General features: G+C 50.4%; 14 protein-coding genes. 8 read left to right on the top strand and 6 right to left on the bottom strand.

The features are described 5' to 3' along the window. Window positions 1-191: 191 nt before the first annotated feature. Both rpoN and ACNFVB_RS02340 read right to left on the bottom strand, forming a co-directional pair. Complete coding sequence (gene rpoN, locus ACNFVB_RS02345) at window positions 192-1,919, bottom strand: RNA polymerase factor sigma-54 (protein WP_430737965.1); 1,728 nt, start codon at window positions 1,917-1,919, stop codon at window positions 192-194. A 138-nt stretch (window positions 1,920-2,057) separates the two neighbouring features. After that, entirely contained in the window at window positions 2,058-2,246 is a 189-nt protein-coding gene (locus ACNFVB_RS02340) for a hypothetical protein (protein ID WP_430737964.1), read from the bottom strand. Window positions 2,247-2,367: 121 nt separating this feature from the next. Here ACNFVB_RS02340 and ACNFVB_RS02335 point away from each other — a divergent pair, with 121 nt between their 5' ends. Further along, window positions 2,368-3,267 (top strand): carbon-nitrogen hydrolase family protein, encoded by a 900-nt coding sequence (locus ACNFVB_RS02335; RefSeq protein WP_430737963.1) that lies wholly within the window; start codon window positions 2,368-2,370, stop codon window positions 3,265-3,267. Window positions 3,268-3,374: 107 nt separating this feature from the next. On the opposite strand, the gene ACNFVB_RS02330 is transcribed toward ACNFVB_RS02335, so the two are convergent. From ACNFVB_RS02330 to lptM, 4 genes are all read right to left on the bottom strand, one after another. Next, on the bottom strand, window positions 3,375-4,469 hold the full coding sequence (locus tag ACNFVB_RS02330; RefSeq protein WP_430737962.1) for a tyrosine recombinase XerC: 1,095 nt from the start codon (window positions 4,467-4,469) through the stop codon (window positions 3,375-3,377). Window positions 4,470-4,518: 49 nt separating this feature from the next. Then, on the bottom strand, window positions 4,519-5,406 hold the full coding sequence (dapF, locus tag ACNFVB_RS02325; RefSeq protein WP_430737961.1) for a diaminopimelate epimerase: 888 nt from the start codon (window positions 5,404-5,406) through the stop codon (window positions 4,519-4,521). 115 nt (window positions 5,407-5,521) lie between these two features. Next, window positions 5,522-6,880: a diaminopimelate decarboxylase gene (gene lysA, locus ACNFVB_RS02320; protein ID WP_430737960.1), complete on the bottom strand. Its 1,359-nt coding sequence runs from the start codon at window positions 6,878-6,880 to the stop codon at window positions 5,522-5,524. Window positions 6,881-7,142: 262 nt separating this feature from the next. Then, window positions 7,143-7,457, bottom strand: coding sequence for an LPS translocon maturation chaperone LptM (gene lptM, locus ACNFVB_RS02315; protein ID WP_430737959.1), 315 nt, complete (start codon window positions 7,455-7,457; stop codon window positions 7,143-7,145). 738 nt (window positions 7,458-8,195) lie between these two features. Here lptM and ACNFVB_RS02310 point away from each other — a divergent pair. The 7 genes from ACNFVB_RS02310 to ACNFVB_RS02280 all read left to right on the top strand — a co-directional run bounded on the left by ACNFVB_RS02310 (window position 8,196) and on the right by ACNFVB_RS02280 (window position 15,703). Then, complete coding sequence (locus ACNFVB_RS02310) at window positions 8,196-9,428, top strand: acetate/propionate family kinase (RefSeq protein WP_430737958.1); 1,233 nt, start codon at window positions 8,196-8,198, stop codon at window positions 9,426-9,428. Between the two features lie 153 nt (window positions 9,429-9,581). Next, on the top strand, window positions 9,582-11,729 hold the full coding sequence (gene pta / locus ACNFVB_RS02305) for a phosphate acetyltransferase (protein ID WP_430737957.1): 2,148 nt from the start codon (window positions 9,582-9,584) through the stop codon (window positions 11,727-11,729). Window positions 11,730-12,069: 340 nt separating this feature from the next. Next, a complete protein-coding gene (locus ACNFVB_RS02300) occupies window positions 12,070-12,978 on the top strand; it encodes a nicotinate-nicotinamide nucleotide adenylyltransferase (protein ID WP_430737956.1) in 909 nt (302 codons plus the stop codon). Window positions 12,979-13,162: 184 nt separating this feature from the next. Further along, complete coding sequence (rsfS, locus tag ACNFVB_RS02295) at window positions 13,163-13,564, top strand: ribosome silencing factor (RefSeq protein WP_192993580.1); 402 nt, start codon at window positions 13,163-13,165, stop codon at window positions 13,562-13,564. A 183-nt stretch (window positions 13,565-13,747) separates the two neighbouring features. Continuing rightward, complete coding sequence (locus ACNFVB_RS02290) at window positions 13,748-14,503, top strand: MOSC domain-containing protein (protein WP_430737955.1); 756 nt, start codon at window positions 13,748-13,750, stop codon at window positions 14,501-14,503. 98 nt (window positions 14,504-14,601) lie between these two features. Beyond that, window positions 14,602-15,477 (top strand): N-acetylmuramoyl-L-alanine amidase, encoded by an 876-nt coding sequence (locus ACNFVB_RS02285; RefSeq protein WP_430737954.1) that lies wholly within the window; start codon window positions 14,602-14,604, stop codon window positions 15,475-15,477. A gap of 28 nt (window positions 15,478-15,505) precedes the next feature. Beyond that, a complete protein-coding gene (locus ACNFVB_RS02280; protein ID WP_430737953.1) occupies window positions 15,506-15,703 on the top strand; it encodes a hypothetical protein in 198 nt (65 codons plus the stop codon). Window positions 15,704-15,775 lie beyond the last annotated feature (72 nt).

The following is a 15,775-nucleotide window of genomic DNA, read 5'->3' as shown; positions in this document are numbered from 1 at the left end:
AAAAATAGACGCTTAGAGCGACTAAGCTTACTATTTTTACCTTCGAATCGTCTAAAAAATAGTCTCTGTCAGTGCCATGGTTGAAGGTTCAACACGTCCTAGTTTTTGAGCATATAAAATAAAATGAGCTGAAGACATATCTATTCAAAGATAAGCGCTTGAATATGAGTGCTTGATGATAAAAAGATGCGTTAGTATTTTTGTTTACGCTGGGTGGAAGAGCCGATATTCATCGCTTCACGGTATTTGGCCACCGTACGCCGAGCGATATCGATACCATCAGCCAATAGCGTCTCTTTGATACGGCTGTCTGATAAGGGCTTTTTGGGGTCTTCGTCGGCAATCAGCTGTTTTATCATGGCGCTGATAGCGGTCGATGAGATATCACCATCTGCGCTACTGACATGCGAAGAAAAAAAGTGCTTCAGCGAAAATAAGCCCTGCGGTGTCAAAATGGTTTTGCTGGTGGTCAAGCGTGAGACCGTCGATTCGTGCAGCCCGACCTCATCGGCAATGACTTTGAGAACCAATGGCTGCATGGCGGTGGCACCCTGCTGCAAAAACGCTTGTTGATGATGCACGATGCTGGTCGCGACTTTTAGTAGGTTTTGGTTGCGCTCTTCGATACTCCTGATAAACAGTCTGGCATCGGTGAGGTTGTCACGCAGGTACTGATTATCAGGGCTATCATCACCGCGCTTGACCAAACTGGCGTACTCTTGATTGACCCGTAGCTTGGGTAGCGTCTCAGGGTTTAGGCGTACTTGCCAGCCGGCCTCCTGCGCGTCAGGCAAACCCGTAGGGCGACGAATGGGTGTGACCAGCACATCGGGTATGTCGTAGCTGTCTGGCGACTGAGCATGGTCAGGCTGGTTCTTTTGAAAGACGACGCCTGGTAACGGGGTCAATGTGCGCAGTAACGTCAAGGCAGGCATGATGTCCTCAGGAGTCAGCCCTGTGTGCTCGGTCAATGCCTTGATATTATTGCTGACCAGATACTCACTAGCAGATAAAAGCGCGTGAGCTTCTTTTAGATATGCGGTACTAGGATCGAGCTTTGCGAGCTGCAGGGCAAGGCATTCGCTTAAATCACGAGCGCCAACGCCAAGTGGATCGCAAGACTGGACAATACGAAGCACAGCCAATATCTCATCGCGCTCGACCCGCTCCTCCCACTGATAAAAGCTGGCCATGGTATCCAAGCTCTGTAACAGCTCATCGATATCGAGCCGAACAAACCCCATCTCATCCATCGAGTCTATCAAATATTCAGCGATCAAAGTATCGGTGTCTGATAAACGCTTAAAGTTTAATTGCCAGCGCACATGGTCTTGAATGGTGGCAGAGGTACCCCCTTGATAGCTATCAAAGTCCTCATTCGCGTGCTGTGCGCTGCTGCTAGTTGGACTGCTCGCGGCGGATGCATAGTTATCGGCATTATAATTATCGATACTATAGTTATCGGTACGATAGTCAGTGACATTGTCATCATCATTGTAGGTCGCTGCGTCGAAGTCCGTTAGATTATCATCACTTGCAGGATCGCCGTTTGTCTCCAGACCGGCTATCGCCAAACGGTCAATGTCTATGTCTACGTCACTATCTGCCCCATACTCGTCCGTCTCTTTTGTGGTGCTACTAAACGCATCGGTGGCCGTCGTCTGATTCCAGTCATCAAGCGTCAAACTATGCTCAGCTGTCTCCATACTATCGTTCACGCTGTTGTCAGAGCCCTCACCGTCGCCATATTCTTCATCGTCCTCGATGTGTTCGAGCAGAGGATTGCTATCGAGCTTGGCCTGAACCTCCTGCGCCAGCTCAAGACTAGAGAGCTGCAGCAACTTAATGGCTTGCTGCATCTGCGGGGTCAGCTTTTGTGAGGTGCTCAGCGTGGTTGCCAATCCGAACGACATACTCATGGGTGGCTTATTACACTCCGACGATGGTGATAGTCAATAAACAACTGGCTAAGATCATGATTTAGCCCTAACAGGACACGACGATAGCATTTTTTGTTGCAATTTTGCTACGATAATTTATGCCTAGCCCAGATACGCTTATTTTACTATTACTATAAAACCTTCTAAAATCAATGTTGTCGCTATCATTGTTGGCATGCCGACACAGCCAACTGGCAAAGCCTGCAAAAGCTCAATATTAGGGCGTGTCCTCAATTCAATCGATAGCCCTCTAAATGGGCTAAAAATGGCCAAATTTTGCCAACCATCGTCAAATAGCTGGCTCATATCTCGATATTATCTGCGCTATTTTCCTTGTTTGGCGGCAATTTATCTCATTTTTATCACCATTTTTAAAATGAGGATACGCCCTGAAATAAACGACAACTAAAATACAATTGAGAATATTATGAACCACAACCAAGCAAGCGACCAATCATTTGCCGTCGCTGCCATTCAAATGAATAGCCAGCAGGACATCGAGCAAAACCTAGCAGACATCAAGACGGCCATTAGCGCCGCTTCCCAGCAAGGCGCTCACATGGTGGTGCTACCAGAAAACTGCTGTAGCATGGGGCAACAGTCTGCTACAGCCGAGCGCTTCGATGAGCTATCATCGACGATAGCAGGCTATGCCAGTACTCATGGTATCTATGTGCTGGCAGGCTCATTGCCTTGTCCTTATCGCCCTGATGGTATTGTCGTCCCTGATGGTAGGCTGCGTCAAGTCAGCCAAGTGTTTGCCCCTGACGGTACGCGCGTGGCCCGCTATGACAAGATTCATCTGTTTACCGCGACAGTCGCTGACAAAACAGGCAGCTATAATGAAGCGGCGACCTTTGAGCCTGGCACCCAAACCGTCGTAGCGCCGCTAGAGACTGAGGATACGGTCTACCAGCTGGGTATGATGGTCTGCTTTGATTTGCGTTTTCCAGCGTTGGCTCAGCGCCTGCGTCAAGCTGGAGCGGATATGCTGAGCGCTCCTTCAGCCTTTACTTATCTGACTGGGCAAGCGCATTGGTCACTGCTGCTACGAGCACGAGCACTAGACAGTCAATGCATGGTGATTGGGGCGGCGCAAGGAGGAGATCACACTTATCAGGACGGTCACACACGGCAGACATGGGGACATGCTGCCATCACCGCCTATGATGGCACGGTGCTCAGCAGCTACGATGACAGTGAGTTACAAAAAACGAGCGCCACAGAAAACCAGCGCTATGCCATGGTGATGGCGTCTTTAGACAAATCGCAACAGCAGCAAGGACGACAAAAACTGCCGATTTTTGACTGTCATCGTTTGGCATAAAGCTGTCTGACAAAAGCTGTCTGACAAATAATTTGATGATTAAATTGTTAATAGGGCAATGCCGTCACATGGCACAAGACGATAGAACCTTATAGGTAAGGCCAAACCTACTCGGTATCACCATCAACTTGTGTGTGAGTGGCACGCGGATGAGCGCGGTCATAAACCTGCGTGAGCTTGGCAAAATCAACATGGGTATAGATCTGTGTGGTGCTGATATCACTGTGCCCGAGCATTTCTTGTACCGCACGCAGGTCACCACTGCCTGAGAGCATGTGTGAGGCAAAACAGTGACGCAGCAAGTGCGGATACATGTTTTGGGCGATACCAGCGCGGGCAGCGGCTACTTTTAGACGCTGCTGCACCGCTCTGGTCGATAGGCGGGTGCCCAGCTTTTCACTGATAAACAGCGCGGCGTCCATCTGTTCAACCCACAGCTCACGGTGCGGCAGATAGCGGCGTATGGCTTCAGCGGCTTTGCGCCCTAGCGGTAGCAAACGCGTTTTGTTGCCTTTTCCTGTGACGCGCACGCGTAAGTCAGACAAATCGATATCGCTTACATCAAGTGCCACCAGCTCGCCGACACGAAGACCACTGCTATAGAGCAGCTCAAACATCGCCTTATCACGTAACCAAAGGCGCGCCTGCTCTGGAGTATCGGGCATTTCTTGCTCAAGCAATTGGGTAAGTAAATCGACATCCGCGATAGATGGTAGAGGTCTAGCACTGCGTTTGAGCTGATAGCCAGTGGTTGGGTTGATACGGGCTATGCCCTCCTCTATCAGCCAACCATAAAAATGGCGAATGGCGGACAGCTCCTGTTGGACACTGGCCAGGGCAAGCTTGTCTTCATCGAGGCGCTGGCTGATATGCTGAGCCAACTGGCGCTTGTCACAGCGCGTCCATGTCAGACGCTTGCCCCGCAAAAACAGTGCCAACTGATTTAACCCAGCAAAATAAGCCGTCAAGGTATGCTCAGAGTGATTGCGTACCGACAAGGTGTTGAGCCAGCGATGCACTGGGGACAGCAGCTCACGCAGTGCCGCATCGGCCTCTCTGCTTGTCGACAGCGATCCTGAGCGCCACACTTGTGAGGCGTCGTCTGCTGCTAATGCCGCCTCTTGCTCTACCTCTTTATCTAAGTCTTGTTTTTGACTGGTGCGTCGCTGCACTTTGTTATGAGACGCCCTTTTTCTGGACATGGCCATTGCTGTTACCTACTCGCCAAACGTACACGCTGGGCATTTTTTATTAACCCTCAGAGCTTGGTTTGATACCCGCTTGCGCCATCAGCCCATCCGGACTAAACACTCCTTCGTAGACAAAGGCCGTCGGGCCGGTCATCATCACCGAATAACCAGGCTGCCACTTGATAATCATACTACCGCCATATAGCTGCGCGCGTATCTCTTCGCCCTCGTCGAGCCAGCCTTCACGAATACCGACGGCCACCGCCGCACAGGCACCTGTACCACACGCTTGGGTCTCGCCCACGCCGCGCTCATAGACACGCAAGCGAATGTGCCGCTGATTCATGATTTGCATAAAGCCAACATTGACCCGCTCTGGAAAAGCAGGGTGCGACTCGATGGCTTTGCCTAATGTCTCGACATCAGCGCTTAGAACGTCATCGACCTTGATTACCGCATGGGGATTGCCCATATTGGCCACATAAAGCTGCACAGGCGTGCCATCGACATCGAGATGATAGGCGTTTTGAATTTTGGTAGTGGCTTTTGGAGTAAAGGGAATCTCGTCTGGCTCAAACTTGGGCTTGCCCATATCGACCTCGACCCAGCCGTAACGGTCGGTGGTCAATGAGATGATGCCGCTGGCCGTCTCGACACGCAGACGCTGCTTAAATGATAGCTTTCGTGCCTGCACAAAACGAGCAAAGCAGCGCGCGCCATTGCCGCACTGCTCTACCTCTGTACCATCGGTATTAAAAATACGATAGCTAAAATCCACGTCAGGACGCATCGGCGGCTCGACGACCAATAACTGATCAAAGCCGATACCGAGATGACGATCGCCCAACAATTGCACCAACTCTCTGCTGAGATCTAAGCGCTGGGTCACCAAATCGATGACCATAAAATCATTGCCCAGACCATGCATTTTTGTAAATTCTATTAGCATACCCTTGATATCCTATCCTAATTTTTATGTATGCGTTATATTAGCACGCTGTCAGATACAATGATAATTATCACCGTTAAATACCCAATTATCGTCATCCGTTCGGCCATACTGGCTAGGGCGCGTCCTGCCACAGCCGCTCATCTGCATAGAGCGCCTCGACTGTCTCGCGCTGGCGAATCAGCTGATGACGCTCGCCCGCTACCATGACTTCACTGGCGCGCGGGCGTGAGTTGTAGTTACTACTCATGGTAAAGCCATAAGCCCCCGCTCCTGTGATGGTTAGCGTATCGCCTGTCTGTAAGGATAGCAGACGATCTTTTGCCAAAAAGTCACCTGTCTCACAGATAGCGCCGACGATATCCCACGCTTGGGTATCAGCCGTCTCGATACCAGCGCTTGGCAGCACAGTTGGTATCACTGCCATTTCAGCCTGATAGAGCGCTGGACGGATCAAATCATTCATTGCCGCATCGACGATGGCAAAGTTTTTGTGCGCCGTCGGCTTGAGGACATCGACGCGGGTCAACAGCACGCCTGCATTGGCCACGATGCTACGGCCCGGCTCAAAAAACACTGTCAATCCCAGCTCGCTCAGCTTAGGCAGTAACGCTTGTGCAAAGTCCTCGATAGATACTGGCATCTCGTCGATATAGCGGACGCCGAGGCCGCCGCCCAAATCGATATGGCGCAGCTCAATACCGTTATCACGTAAGCCCTGTATCAGCTCAATGACTTTATCTAATGCCGCCACAAAAGGCGCCACTTCTGTCAGCTGCGAGCCAATATGACAATCAATACCGACAATCTCGATATGCGACAAAGTCGCGGCTTGCTGATAGAGCGCGAGCGCTTCTTGGTGCGCGACACCAAACTTATTGTCTTTTAGGCCCGTTGAGATATACGGATGGGTCTTGGCATCGACGTCTGGATTGACACGTAGCGAGATCGGTGCAGGCTTATCCAGCGTCTTTGCTACCTCGTTGATCAACGCAAGCTCGCTGATAGACTCGATGTTAAAGCAGCCGATACCTTGGTTGAGGGCATACTCAATATCGCCATAGGTTTTGCCGACGCCTGAGAATACCACGCGATCAGCCCTACCGCCTGCCGCCAGCACGCGCATTAGCTCGCCGCGTGAGACGATATCAAACCCAGCGCCCGCCTGTGCCAGCACCCCTAGCACCGCAAGGTTTGAGTTGGCTTTTACGGCGTAGCATATCTGATGCTCTACGCTGGCAAAGCTTTTGCTATAGGCGTGATAAACGTCCAATATTGCTTGTTTGGAGTATACATAGCATGGCGTGCCGTAGTGCTTGACCACCTCATCGATATTGATCTGCTCCATATGCAGTGCGCCATCGCGATAAGCCAGCGCAGGCAGATGGGCGGTGAGCGCCTGCGGGTCGATATACAGCCCTTGTGCGGTATGGGTAGTGACGGATTCGCCGATTTTTTGCTCAGAATGACTCATATAAATATCTCTACATTGATCAAGGTATTAAGAAGATGGCAAGGACAAAAATGCACGACTAGCGCGGCAACAGCCCTATCAAAGATGGTATGGCTAGCATATAAACGACTCCCCAAACACTGCCATAACAGTGTGGACACTGAGACAATCAAGCTCACAAGCTGGCTTATACTAAGAGCGGCTACCCTGCGATGCTTAGTTGCTAGTTGCTAGTTGCTTAGTGAGTTAGTGAATTCATAACTTACTAGTTTGGTCATTTGCCTTAGTAGTCGTTGGGATCGGTACTGGGCGCTGGTAGCTGCCAGTCATCGCGCGGCTGATGCTTATCATCATCAATACCAGCAAGGGCGGTATCTTGTGGATGGCTGGTACTGCCGAGCGTCTCTGTGCTTTGCTGCACCGTTTGGTTGCTATCATCCACCAGATACAGGCCGCCCTTTTGCCCGCATCCTGACAAAGCCAGCAGTGATACGGCACTCATGATAAGTACTGGCTTCATAGAAGTAAGGCTGGCGCGGCGATGGGCGACTGCGCTGGTCGCGTTCTGGAGATGGGTCGAGCGGCGAGTGAAAAGCATAGCGTGGATGACCTATGTGAATGACCGATAACGATATATATAACAGTATGATGTATATAACAATATATAGTGAGCTCAGTATAAAAACGATACAGTGCGACTGGGATGAATTTTGCGCCGCATCTGTCTGTGCAGGCACAGCACGCCAAAAAAATTTATGCCAGTTCCGTGTCGAAATATAGTGTATCTGTTTTATTTAGAATCGACTATAAATAAGCGAATGAGTCCGCCAAAAAAGCGTCCATGGGCGGATTGGGTAATCGCATTATGACATAAAGCGTCCTCTATACTGAATATGATAGGGTAATAAATTCCTCATCGTTTTATTGGCGGACAAACGGACAGTTTTTGAGCACAAAAAAGCGCATTATCCTGATTTAGACAAACTTTCTTACAATTTTTATTGGCTGCTATTTTTTGTGTTAACGCTCGATAGACATTGACCACACTCGGTGTACAGTTGTATTTGTCAAGCAACGATTTATGGCTTTAACCCCGATAGTTATCATGGTGTCGCCACAAAAATGTGTTACATTATAGATGGACCTTGCGGCTGTGTTTGGGTGCTAGCGGGCAACTCAACACACACTGATCGACCGTGACAGCCAAGGATACCTCAAATCAGCCATATGCTTGCTTGACCTATGTCAGCTTGGATATCGCTGGTTTTTGTGTATTACCCCGCGACTCATTTGTTGAGTCACCATTTAACAAAAATCATCTAAGGATAGAGAGAGTATGAGCGACAGCCTAAATCCCAATTTTTACGACCAAAACGCAGAAACATCCACCCTAACCAACCCTACCTTAGTCCTCAACTGCGGTTCTTCTTCTATCAAATACGCCCTCATCAGCGAAGACAACTCTATCCGTATCACTGGGCTGGCCGAAAACTTAGGCCTTGACACCGCCCGTATCAAACACACCACCATCAATGGCGATAAGCTAGAAATCTCTATCCCAGGCGGCCGACACAAACTGGCCTTACAAAAAATCCTTGAGTTATTAGAGCAATATCACTTTATCGCTGTCGGACACCGCGTGGTCCATGGTGGCCGCGAGTACTCAGAAGCGGTACGTGTCGACGAGCATGTCTTAGACGAAGTCAAACGCCTAAAAATATTGGCCCCGCTACACAACCCAGCTCACGCTTTGGGCATCGAAGCGGTACAAGCCATCTACCCTGAGATTCCGCAGGTGGTGGTTTTTGATACCGCCTTTCACCAAACCATGCCGCCGGTGGCATTTCGCTACCCGATACCCAAATCTCTCTACGAAGAGCATAAAATCCGCCGCTATGGCTTTCATGGCACCTCTCATGCCTATGTCTCAGAGCGCGCTAGTGAAATCACTCAAACAAAGGGCCTACATGGCTGGCTGACCGCGCATCTGGGCAACGGCTGCTCGGCGACCGCCGTCTATGATGGCAAGAGTCTGGATACCAGCATGGGGCTGACCCCGCTTGAGGGCTTGATGATGGGCACCCGTAGTGGCGATGTCGACCCAAGTTTGCACATGCACCTAAAGCGCCAGCTCGATATGAGCTTAGAAGACATCGATGCGATGCTCAATAAAGAAAGTGGCCTACTGGGTATTTCAGGGCTATCGAACGACCTGCGTACAGTCGAAGAAGCGGCCAACGAAGGCCATCAAGATGCCAAACTGGCTATCGAGATGTTCTGCTACCGCGTGGGTAAATATCTGGCCAGCTTAAGCTGTGCGCTGCCTGAGCTGACGGGTATCGTCTTTACCGGTGGTATCGGTGAAAACTCGGTCACCACGCGTACTCGTATCTTAGAGGTGATGCGTCATTTTGGTATCAAGGTCGATGCCAACAAAAACGCAGGGCTGTTTGGCGGTAGCGAAGGCAGTTTCCACGCAGAGGACAGCCATCTGGAGCTTTGGGTCGTCCCAACGGACGAAGAATGCCGCATCGCTCAAGAAACCCGTGAAGCCTTGAGCCTCACCTAGGTTCTGTCTGCTGACAGATCCATCGTGAGGATGGGTTTGTCAGCGTTTTTGTCCGTGCCTTTGATGAGAGCTATCAAAAAGCGCGGCATCTATTTGACTCATTCTGGCAAGGATGAACACGCTTTAAAAATACAATAAACCGTAGGATACACTATGCAAACCATTTTACTTGTTCCCATTAGTCGCGGTATCGGTGTGACATCAGCGGCGCTCGGCCTGATTCGCGCTTTTGATTATAACGGTATCAAAGCCGGCTTTATGAAGCCGTTTTTGCAAGATGATACCTTTGATAAGCAGCATAGCTTGGACAGTACCAGCGCTTTGACCATGCATGCTTTTGGTCTCAATCCACCAAAATCGATCAGCCGTCAGCGCGTTGAGCGTATGCTGGGTGATGACAACCTAGACGACTTGATGGAAGAAGTGGTGGTCAATTATCATACGATTGGCGACAATCATGACGTGGTCATCTGTGAAGGTCTGGTGCCAACCACAGAAACCTCTTATGCCTCACAAATCAACCGCGCCATCGCCCACGCACTCGATGCCAAAATCATCTTTGTCAGCACCGCCGACACCAAAAATCCGGCGCATTTGGCAGATAAAATCGATGTGCACGCGCGCGAGTTCGGCGGTATCGTCGACGCCCGCACTCTTGGGGTGATTTTGATGCGCGTACACGACGTGCCAAATACCTTTGAGACGCAGCCCGTCGCACCAGGCGAGGCTATCGTCAGCTTAGATGACACCTTTATGCAAGAGGTGCAGCGCCTCTCCCCTACTTTTAATACCGATGCATTTCGCCTGATCGGGGTGGTGCCGTTTAGTGACTCGCTGTCTGTGCCTCGCACGTGGGATATCGCCACCGAGCTCGATGCCAAGTGGCTCAACGTCGGCGAAGCCAAATCGCGCCGCATTACCCGCATTAGCCTCACCGCGCGCTCGGTGTCACGTGTCGACGAGGTGTTTAAACGCGGCACCCTGATCGTCGTACCAGGCGATCGCGATGATTTGCTATTGGCCGCAGGCTTGGCCTGTATCAATGGTATCCCGCTGGCAGGACTGGTATTGACAGGCGGCGTCGAGCCAAGTGCCACCGTCGCTGAGCTATGGCAGTCGGCGCTCAAAACGGGTATTCCGGTCATGAGTGTCGAATCCGACAGCTACGAGACGGTACAGAGCCTTGTGCATATGAGCTCTGAGATTCCAAGTGACGACACCGAGCGCGCTGATGAAGTGGCGCGTTATGTGGCCGCGCACCTAGATTTGAGCTGGATTAAGACTTACTTTAGCCAAAACCATGAGCCGCGCCTGTCGCCTTCTGCGTTTCGTCATCAAGTGGTCAAAAAAGCCCAACAAGCCAAAAAACGCATCGTCCTACCAGAAGGCACAGAACCACGTACGGTCGAAGCGGCCTGCATCTGTCAAAGCCGCGGTATCGCCAACTGTGTGCTGCTCGCCAAGCGCGCCGATGTCGAGCAAGTGGCCAAAAACCGCGATCTGACCATTCCTGATGACCTTGAGATCATCGATCCCGATAGCCTTGATATGAGCAAATATATCACTGCTGTCGTCGAGCGCCGCAAAGGCAAGACCAGTGCAGAAGTGGCAGCCGAATACCTAAAAGACACGGTCTATTTAGGAACGATCATGCTACAGCTAGACGAAGTCGACGGCTTGGTATCTGGTGCTATTCATACCACGGCAAACACTGTGCGTCCTGCCTTTCAGCTCATCAAAACCGCACCGCAATACTCCTTAGTATCGTCAGTGTTCTTTATGCTGTTGCCTGAGCAAGTGGTGGTCTATGGTGACTGCGCCATCAACCCAGATCCAAATGCCGAAGAGCTTGCCGAGATTGCCATTCAGTCAGCGCAGTCGGCCGCCGCCTTTGGTATCGATCCAAAAGTTGCCATGATCAGCTACTCTACTGGCTCATCAGGGAGCGGCGCGGATGTGGAAAAAGTCACGCGTGCCACCCAAATCGTCCGCGAGCGAGCACCTGAGCTAAAAGTCGATGGCCCGCTACAGTATGATGCCGCCTCTGTGATGAGTGTCGGCAAACAAAAAGCGCCCGACTCTCCTGTCGCAGGCCAAGCCAATGTCTTTATCTTCCCAGACCTAAACACGGGCAACACCACTTATAAGGCCGTACAGCGTAGTGCCAATGTGGTCAGCGTCGGCCCCATGCTACAAGGTCTCAACAAGCCGGTAAATGACTTATCTCGCGGCGCACTAGTCGATGATATCATCTATACCATCGCCCTGACCGCCATCCAAGCCTATAGCGACTTGATTTAATCACCGCTTGCCTCGCGGCGCACTGTCTTTTATCTTTCTGTTATTTAACCGACTGTCATACTGATGGTCGGTTTTTTATTAGTGAGATTTAAGCAAATATAACGCGCTTTTCATAACATCTACTGCCACACGCTTACAATGATGCTATAGTTCATCTCACGTCTTTGAGCCACTACATTTTTATTCGCTTTTTATAGTCGATACACTCTAAAAGTGTCATAGCGCTACTGGGATGAATTTTGCGCAGCCTCTGGGAACGCAGCACGCAAGTAAAATTTATACCAGTAGCGCGTTTAAATCCATAACAGTTTTACATTCAGCTAACTATATCCGCTTATCTATGTCAAATACTGACCTGCAACCTGCGCAACCTGCACCTGCCATTCGCGCCTATCTTGGCGGCTCATTTGACCCTGTCCATCGCGGGCATGTACAGATGGCGATGGCAGTCTATCAAAGCCTGCTACCACTCGCCCAAGCGCAGCAGCGCGCGCTTTATGTGTCGTTGTTGCCCAATTCGCGCTCACCCTTCAAGCGCCAAAGCAGCGACCCTAAGCATCGTTTGGCCATGCTAAAGCTGGCGATACAAGGCACGCCACTATACATAGATGAGCTTGAGATTTGGCAGCCGCCGCCTGTCTATACCATCGATAGCGTGCGCACCCTGCGCCAGCGTTATCCTGCCGACAGCTTGATATTTATCATGGGTATGGACAGCGCCCGCAGTTTGGATAAATGGCAAGATGGTCTACAGCTGACCGATTATGTACATCTGTGGGTCTTTTATCGCGATACTATGCCAGTCCCTGATACGGATAACGCCAGACAAGCGCTGCAATATTGGCTGCCCACACCTTTGCAGACGGCAGTCACCGACTCGCCAGCGGCATTGACCCAGCCTATCTCTCAGCCTTCTTTTATTCAAACGCCTACAGACCCTACGATAGAGCAGGCGGTCTTGAAAAACCCAGCGTCTGGCCGCATTTATATAGACATGCGGCAAGTAGCAGCCATCTCCAGCACGCAGATACGGCAAACGCTACAGCAGCAGCCCCGTGGTGATAGCGAAGCGGTGCCTGATAGCGCGGCTGGCAACCATACCAAGTCAGTCAGAGACGAGCAAATGACCGCAGCATCCGCTATCAATGCTATTATGAACCCGCCCGATCCACTCGCTAAATGGCTAAATCCTGCTGTTTATCATTATATTATCGCCCATCAGCTATATTCTGCGGCGCAATTCCGTTAAAATCGCCTTATCTTTGTTATTTTGCCACGCTCGCCCCTCTAGGACTTGACCGCTGATACGCTGACTGATGTTTTGGCTAATGATTGGACTACTGGCCTGCTAGCCACTTTGACAATGTCGTCCTAGGCAGACGGATGCTTTAACATTTTATTTTATATATTTACGATTTAAGAGATGAAAATTTATGACCAATACCATGACTGACGACCGTTTAAAAGAATGCTTAGCCGTTGTAGAAAGCACCCTCGATGACATGAAAGCAAAAAACATCACCGTGATGAATGTAGAGAGCCTAACCGATGTCATGGAGCGTATCGTCATCGCAAACGGTACCTCAAAGCGCCATGTCCGCGCGATGGCTGACAGCGTCGGAGCCGAAGTCAAGCAAGCAGGCTTTATGCCACTTGGCCGTGAAGGCGGTAACGACTCGGATTGGACCTTGATCGACTTAGGCGCTATCGTCGTGCATATGATGACCCCGCAAGCCCGCGAGTTTTATGACCTAGAAGGTCTGTGGTCATCGCCTGAGAGCCTAGCTGAGCTAGTCGCTACCCCGCGCGAAAAGAAAGCCGGTCGCCGCAATTAATCTACGGCCACCAGCTGTCTTTTCTACAGACGCATATACAAGTGATACAAAAAAGATCAGCGAACCCGTCTGGTCTTTTTTTTGGGTTTTGGTCAACAAGACTGCAACTGCGCCGCGTTTGCGCTACTATGATGTCATGATAAAACCATTTTATCTCTAGATAATCATCTGCTAGGACACGCCATGAGTACTGCCATTGCCAACACCGCTACCCCAAACGCTCATACAGATTTTAATCACCCGTTACCGCTGCATATCGCGACGTTGATAGAGGTGCGCGCAGGCAAAGCCATGCCATTCGCCCGCGAAGCCATGAGCGCGATTGACAAAGCACCGATTAGCGCCCCTGTCGCCGTTGACTTTATGGGCTTGACCACAGACGAACAAGCCGATCGTAAGCATCATGGCGGCCCGCTAAAAGCGGTGCACCAGCTGCCGCGCGCCACTTATACCAAGATCAATGCAGCGTTTGACCTTAACGTACGGGTCGGCACACTCGGCGAAAACCTCATCACTGAAGCAGTAAATGACCTGCCTGAGATGGAAGAGTCTAGCGTCTGTATCGGTGATGTTTTTCAGTATGGTGAAATAGAGAATGCTGCCAGCCTCCAGCTGCGTATCGTCCAGCCGCGCCGGCCTTGCTACAAAATAAATGACCAAATCGGCCAGTTTACCAAAGTGCCCAACATCGCGGCATGGGTAAGCAAACAAGGCATCGCTGGCTGGTACTTTCAGGTGGTGCGCGATGGGATGGTCGATGCAGGTTTGCCTGTGTATCTGGTCGAGCGTCCTTATCCCTTTGCGACGCTCCAGACGCTATGGCAGTTGTCCAATTCAAAAGAAAAGTATGATGCCAAGGTGATCGAGCCGTGGTTGGCGATAGAATGTTTGGAAGAGAGTTGGAAAAAGGTATTGGCGAAGAAGGTCAAAAGGGGCTGAATACAATCAGTAAAATCTTTAGACATCATCTGATAATAATAGGTGGTTAAAATATAAGTGGACAGCGACATATACCCTTTATTTAAACAGAGCATTTCATGGTAAAAAACATCTTCTTAGCACTTGGCTTAGCCCTACCTTTGGTTGGCTGCGTCACGACCACTTCACCAGTCGCCACCACCAAAAGCTACAGCGTCGATAGCGACACTTATCAATCGACTGGCAAAAGCCAGCGCATCAAAACCATCGTCCTACACTACACCGTCTCAGACAATGAGCGCTCGATAAAGACTTTGACCACAGGCAATGTCAGCGCGCACTATCTGGTCTTAGACAATGACGATGACAAAATCTATAACCTCGTACCTGAGAACGAGCGCGCGTGGCATGCAGGAGATGGCGGCTTTGCAGGGCGGACGATATTAAACGATACCTCTATCGGTATCGAGATCGTCAATGTCGGCATCAAGCCTGAATATCGCGGCGCGCTAAAAGATGACACGCTCGACTATCACCCTTACGAGCACTACGCTGATTTTGATGAATTACAAATCAAAAAAGTTGCCCAGCTGGTGCAAGATATCGCCGCCCGCTATGACATCTCACCCAAAAACATCGTCGGCCATGCTGATATAGCGCCATCACGTAAAATCGACCCCGGTGCCAAGTGCCCTTGGCAGCGACTATACGATGAGTATGGCATCGGCGCTTGGTATGATGAATTTGATAAGCAGTTCTTTATGCATCCAGACGCCTTTGCCGCAGCGACGATACCCGAGATTAAGCAAGCGTTTCGTGATTACGGTTATCAAATCAATGACACAGACGCGTGGGACAAAGCCAGCCGAGATGTCGTCTATGCCTTTCAACTACATTTTCGCCCCGAGCAGCCAACAGGGAATATGGATAGAGAAACCTACGCGATATTGCAAGCGCTCAATAAGAAGTATGCTGGTCGGGATGATTTTTATTAAGGGTGCAACACATCAGGAGACATAAACCATGAATAATGCTCAAAAACAGGAGCAAGACGAGCTACAGAGATACCTAGAAGAGAAAACCAGACAAGAGCAGGAGCAAGAAAAGCAAAAAGAACAAGAGCCTGAGCAGCTGTCGGCTTATGAGGCTTGTGTGTTAAGAGAAAGTGCTAGGGTTCGGGAGTTGATGGCTGAGGCTCGGAAGAATGATTTAGAAGAGTAAGATGACTAAAATATACCTCAAAGGAACTTCCCTGATTAATGTATTGTGGTGGGCTACGGCTACGCTCATTAG

The sequence above is a fragment of the Psychrobacter sp. VH5 genome (assembly GCF_050572635.1).
GTDB classification, from domain to species: domain Bacteria; phylum Pseudomonadota; class Gammaproteobacteria; order Pseudomonadales; family Moraxellaceae; genus Psychrobacter; species Psychrobacter celer.
This window is presented reverse-complemented; position numbering and strand designations above follow the sequence as displayed.

Excerpts from the sequence above, each read along its gene's own strand:
- rpoN (WP_430737965.1), bottom strand. The coding sequence starts at position 1,919 with ATGAGTATGTCGTTCGGATTGGCAACCACGCTGAGCACCTCACAAAAG.
- ACNFVB_RS02340 (WP_430737964.1), bottom strand. The coding sequence starts at position 2,246 with ATGAGCCAGCTATTTGACGATGGTTGGCAAAATTTGGCCATTTTTAGC.
- ACNFVB_RS02335 (WP_430737963.1), top strand. The coding sequence starts at position 2,368 with ATGAACCACAACCAAGCAAGCGACCAATCATTTGCCGTCGCTGCCATT.
- ACNFVB_RS02330 (WP_430737962.1), bottom strand. The coding sequence starts at position 4,469 with ATGTCCAGAAAAAGGGCGTCTCATAACAAAGTGCAGCGACGCACCAGT.
- dapF (WP_430737961.1), bottom strand. The coding sequence starts at position 5,406 with ATGCTAATAGAATTTACAAAAATGCATGGTCTGGGCAATGATTTTATG.
- lysA (WP_430737960.1), bottom strand. The coding sequence starts at position 6,880 with ATGAGTCATTCTGAGCAAAAAATCGGCGAATCCGTCACTACCCATACC.
- lptM (WP_430737959.1), bottom strand. The coding sequence starts at position 7,457 with ATGCTTTTCACTCGCCGCTCGACCCATCTCCAGAACGCGACCAGCGCA.
- ACNFVB_RS02310 (WP_430737958.1), top strand. The coding sequence starts at position 8,196 with ATGAGCGACAGCCTAAATCCCAATTTTTACGACCAAAACGCAGAAACA.
- pta (WP_430737957.1), top strand. The coding sequence starts at position 9,582 with ATGCAAACCATTTTACTTGTTCCCATTAGTCGCGGTATCGGTGTGACA.
- ACNFVB_RS02300 (WP_430737956.1), top strand. The coding sequence starts at position 12,070 with ATGTCAAATACTGACCTGCAACCTGCGCAACCTGCACCTGCCATTCGC.
- rsfS (WP_192993580.1), top strand. The coding sequence starts at position 13,163 with ATGACCAATACCATGACTGACGACCGTTTAAAAGAATGCTTAGCCGTT.
- ACNFVB_RS02290 (WP_430737955.1), top strand. The coding sequence starts at position 13,748 with ATGAGTACTGCCATTGCCAACACCGCTACCCCAAACGCTCATACAGAT.
- ACNFVB_RS02285 (WP_430737954.1), top strand. The coding sequence starts at position 14,602 with ATGGTAAAAAACATCTTCTTAGCACTTGGCTTAGCCCTACCTTTGGTT.
- ACNFVB_RS02280 (WP_430737953.1), top strand. The coding sequence starts at position 15,506 with ATGAATAATGCTCAAAAACAGGAGCAAGACGAGCTACAGAGATACCTA.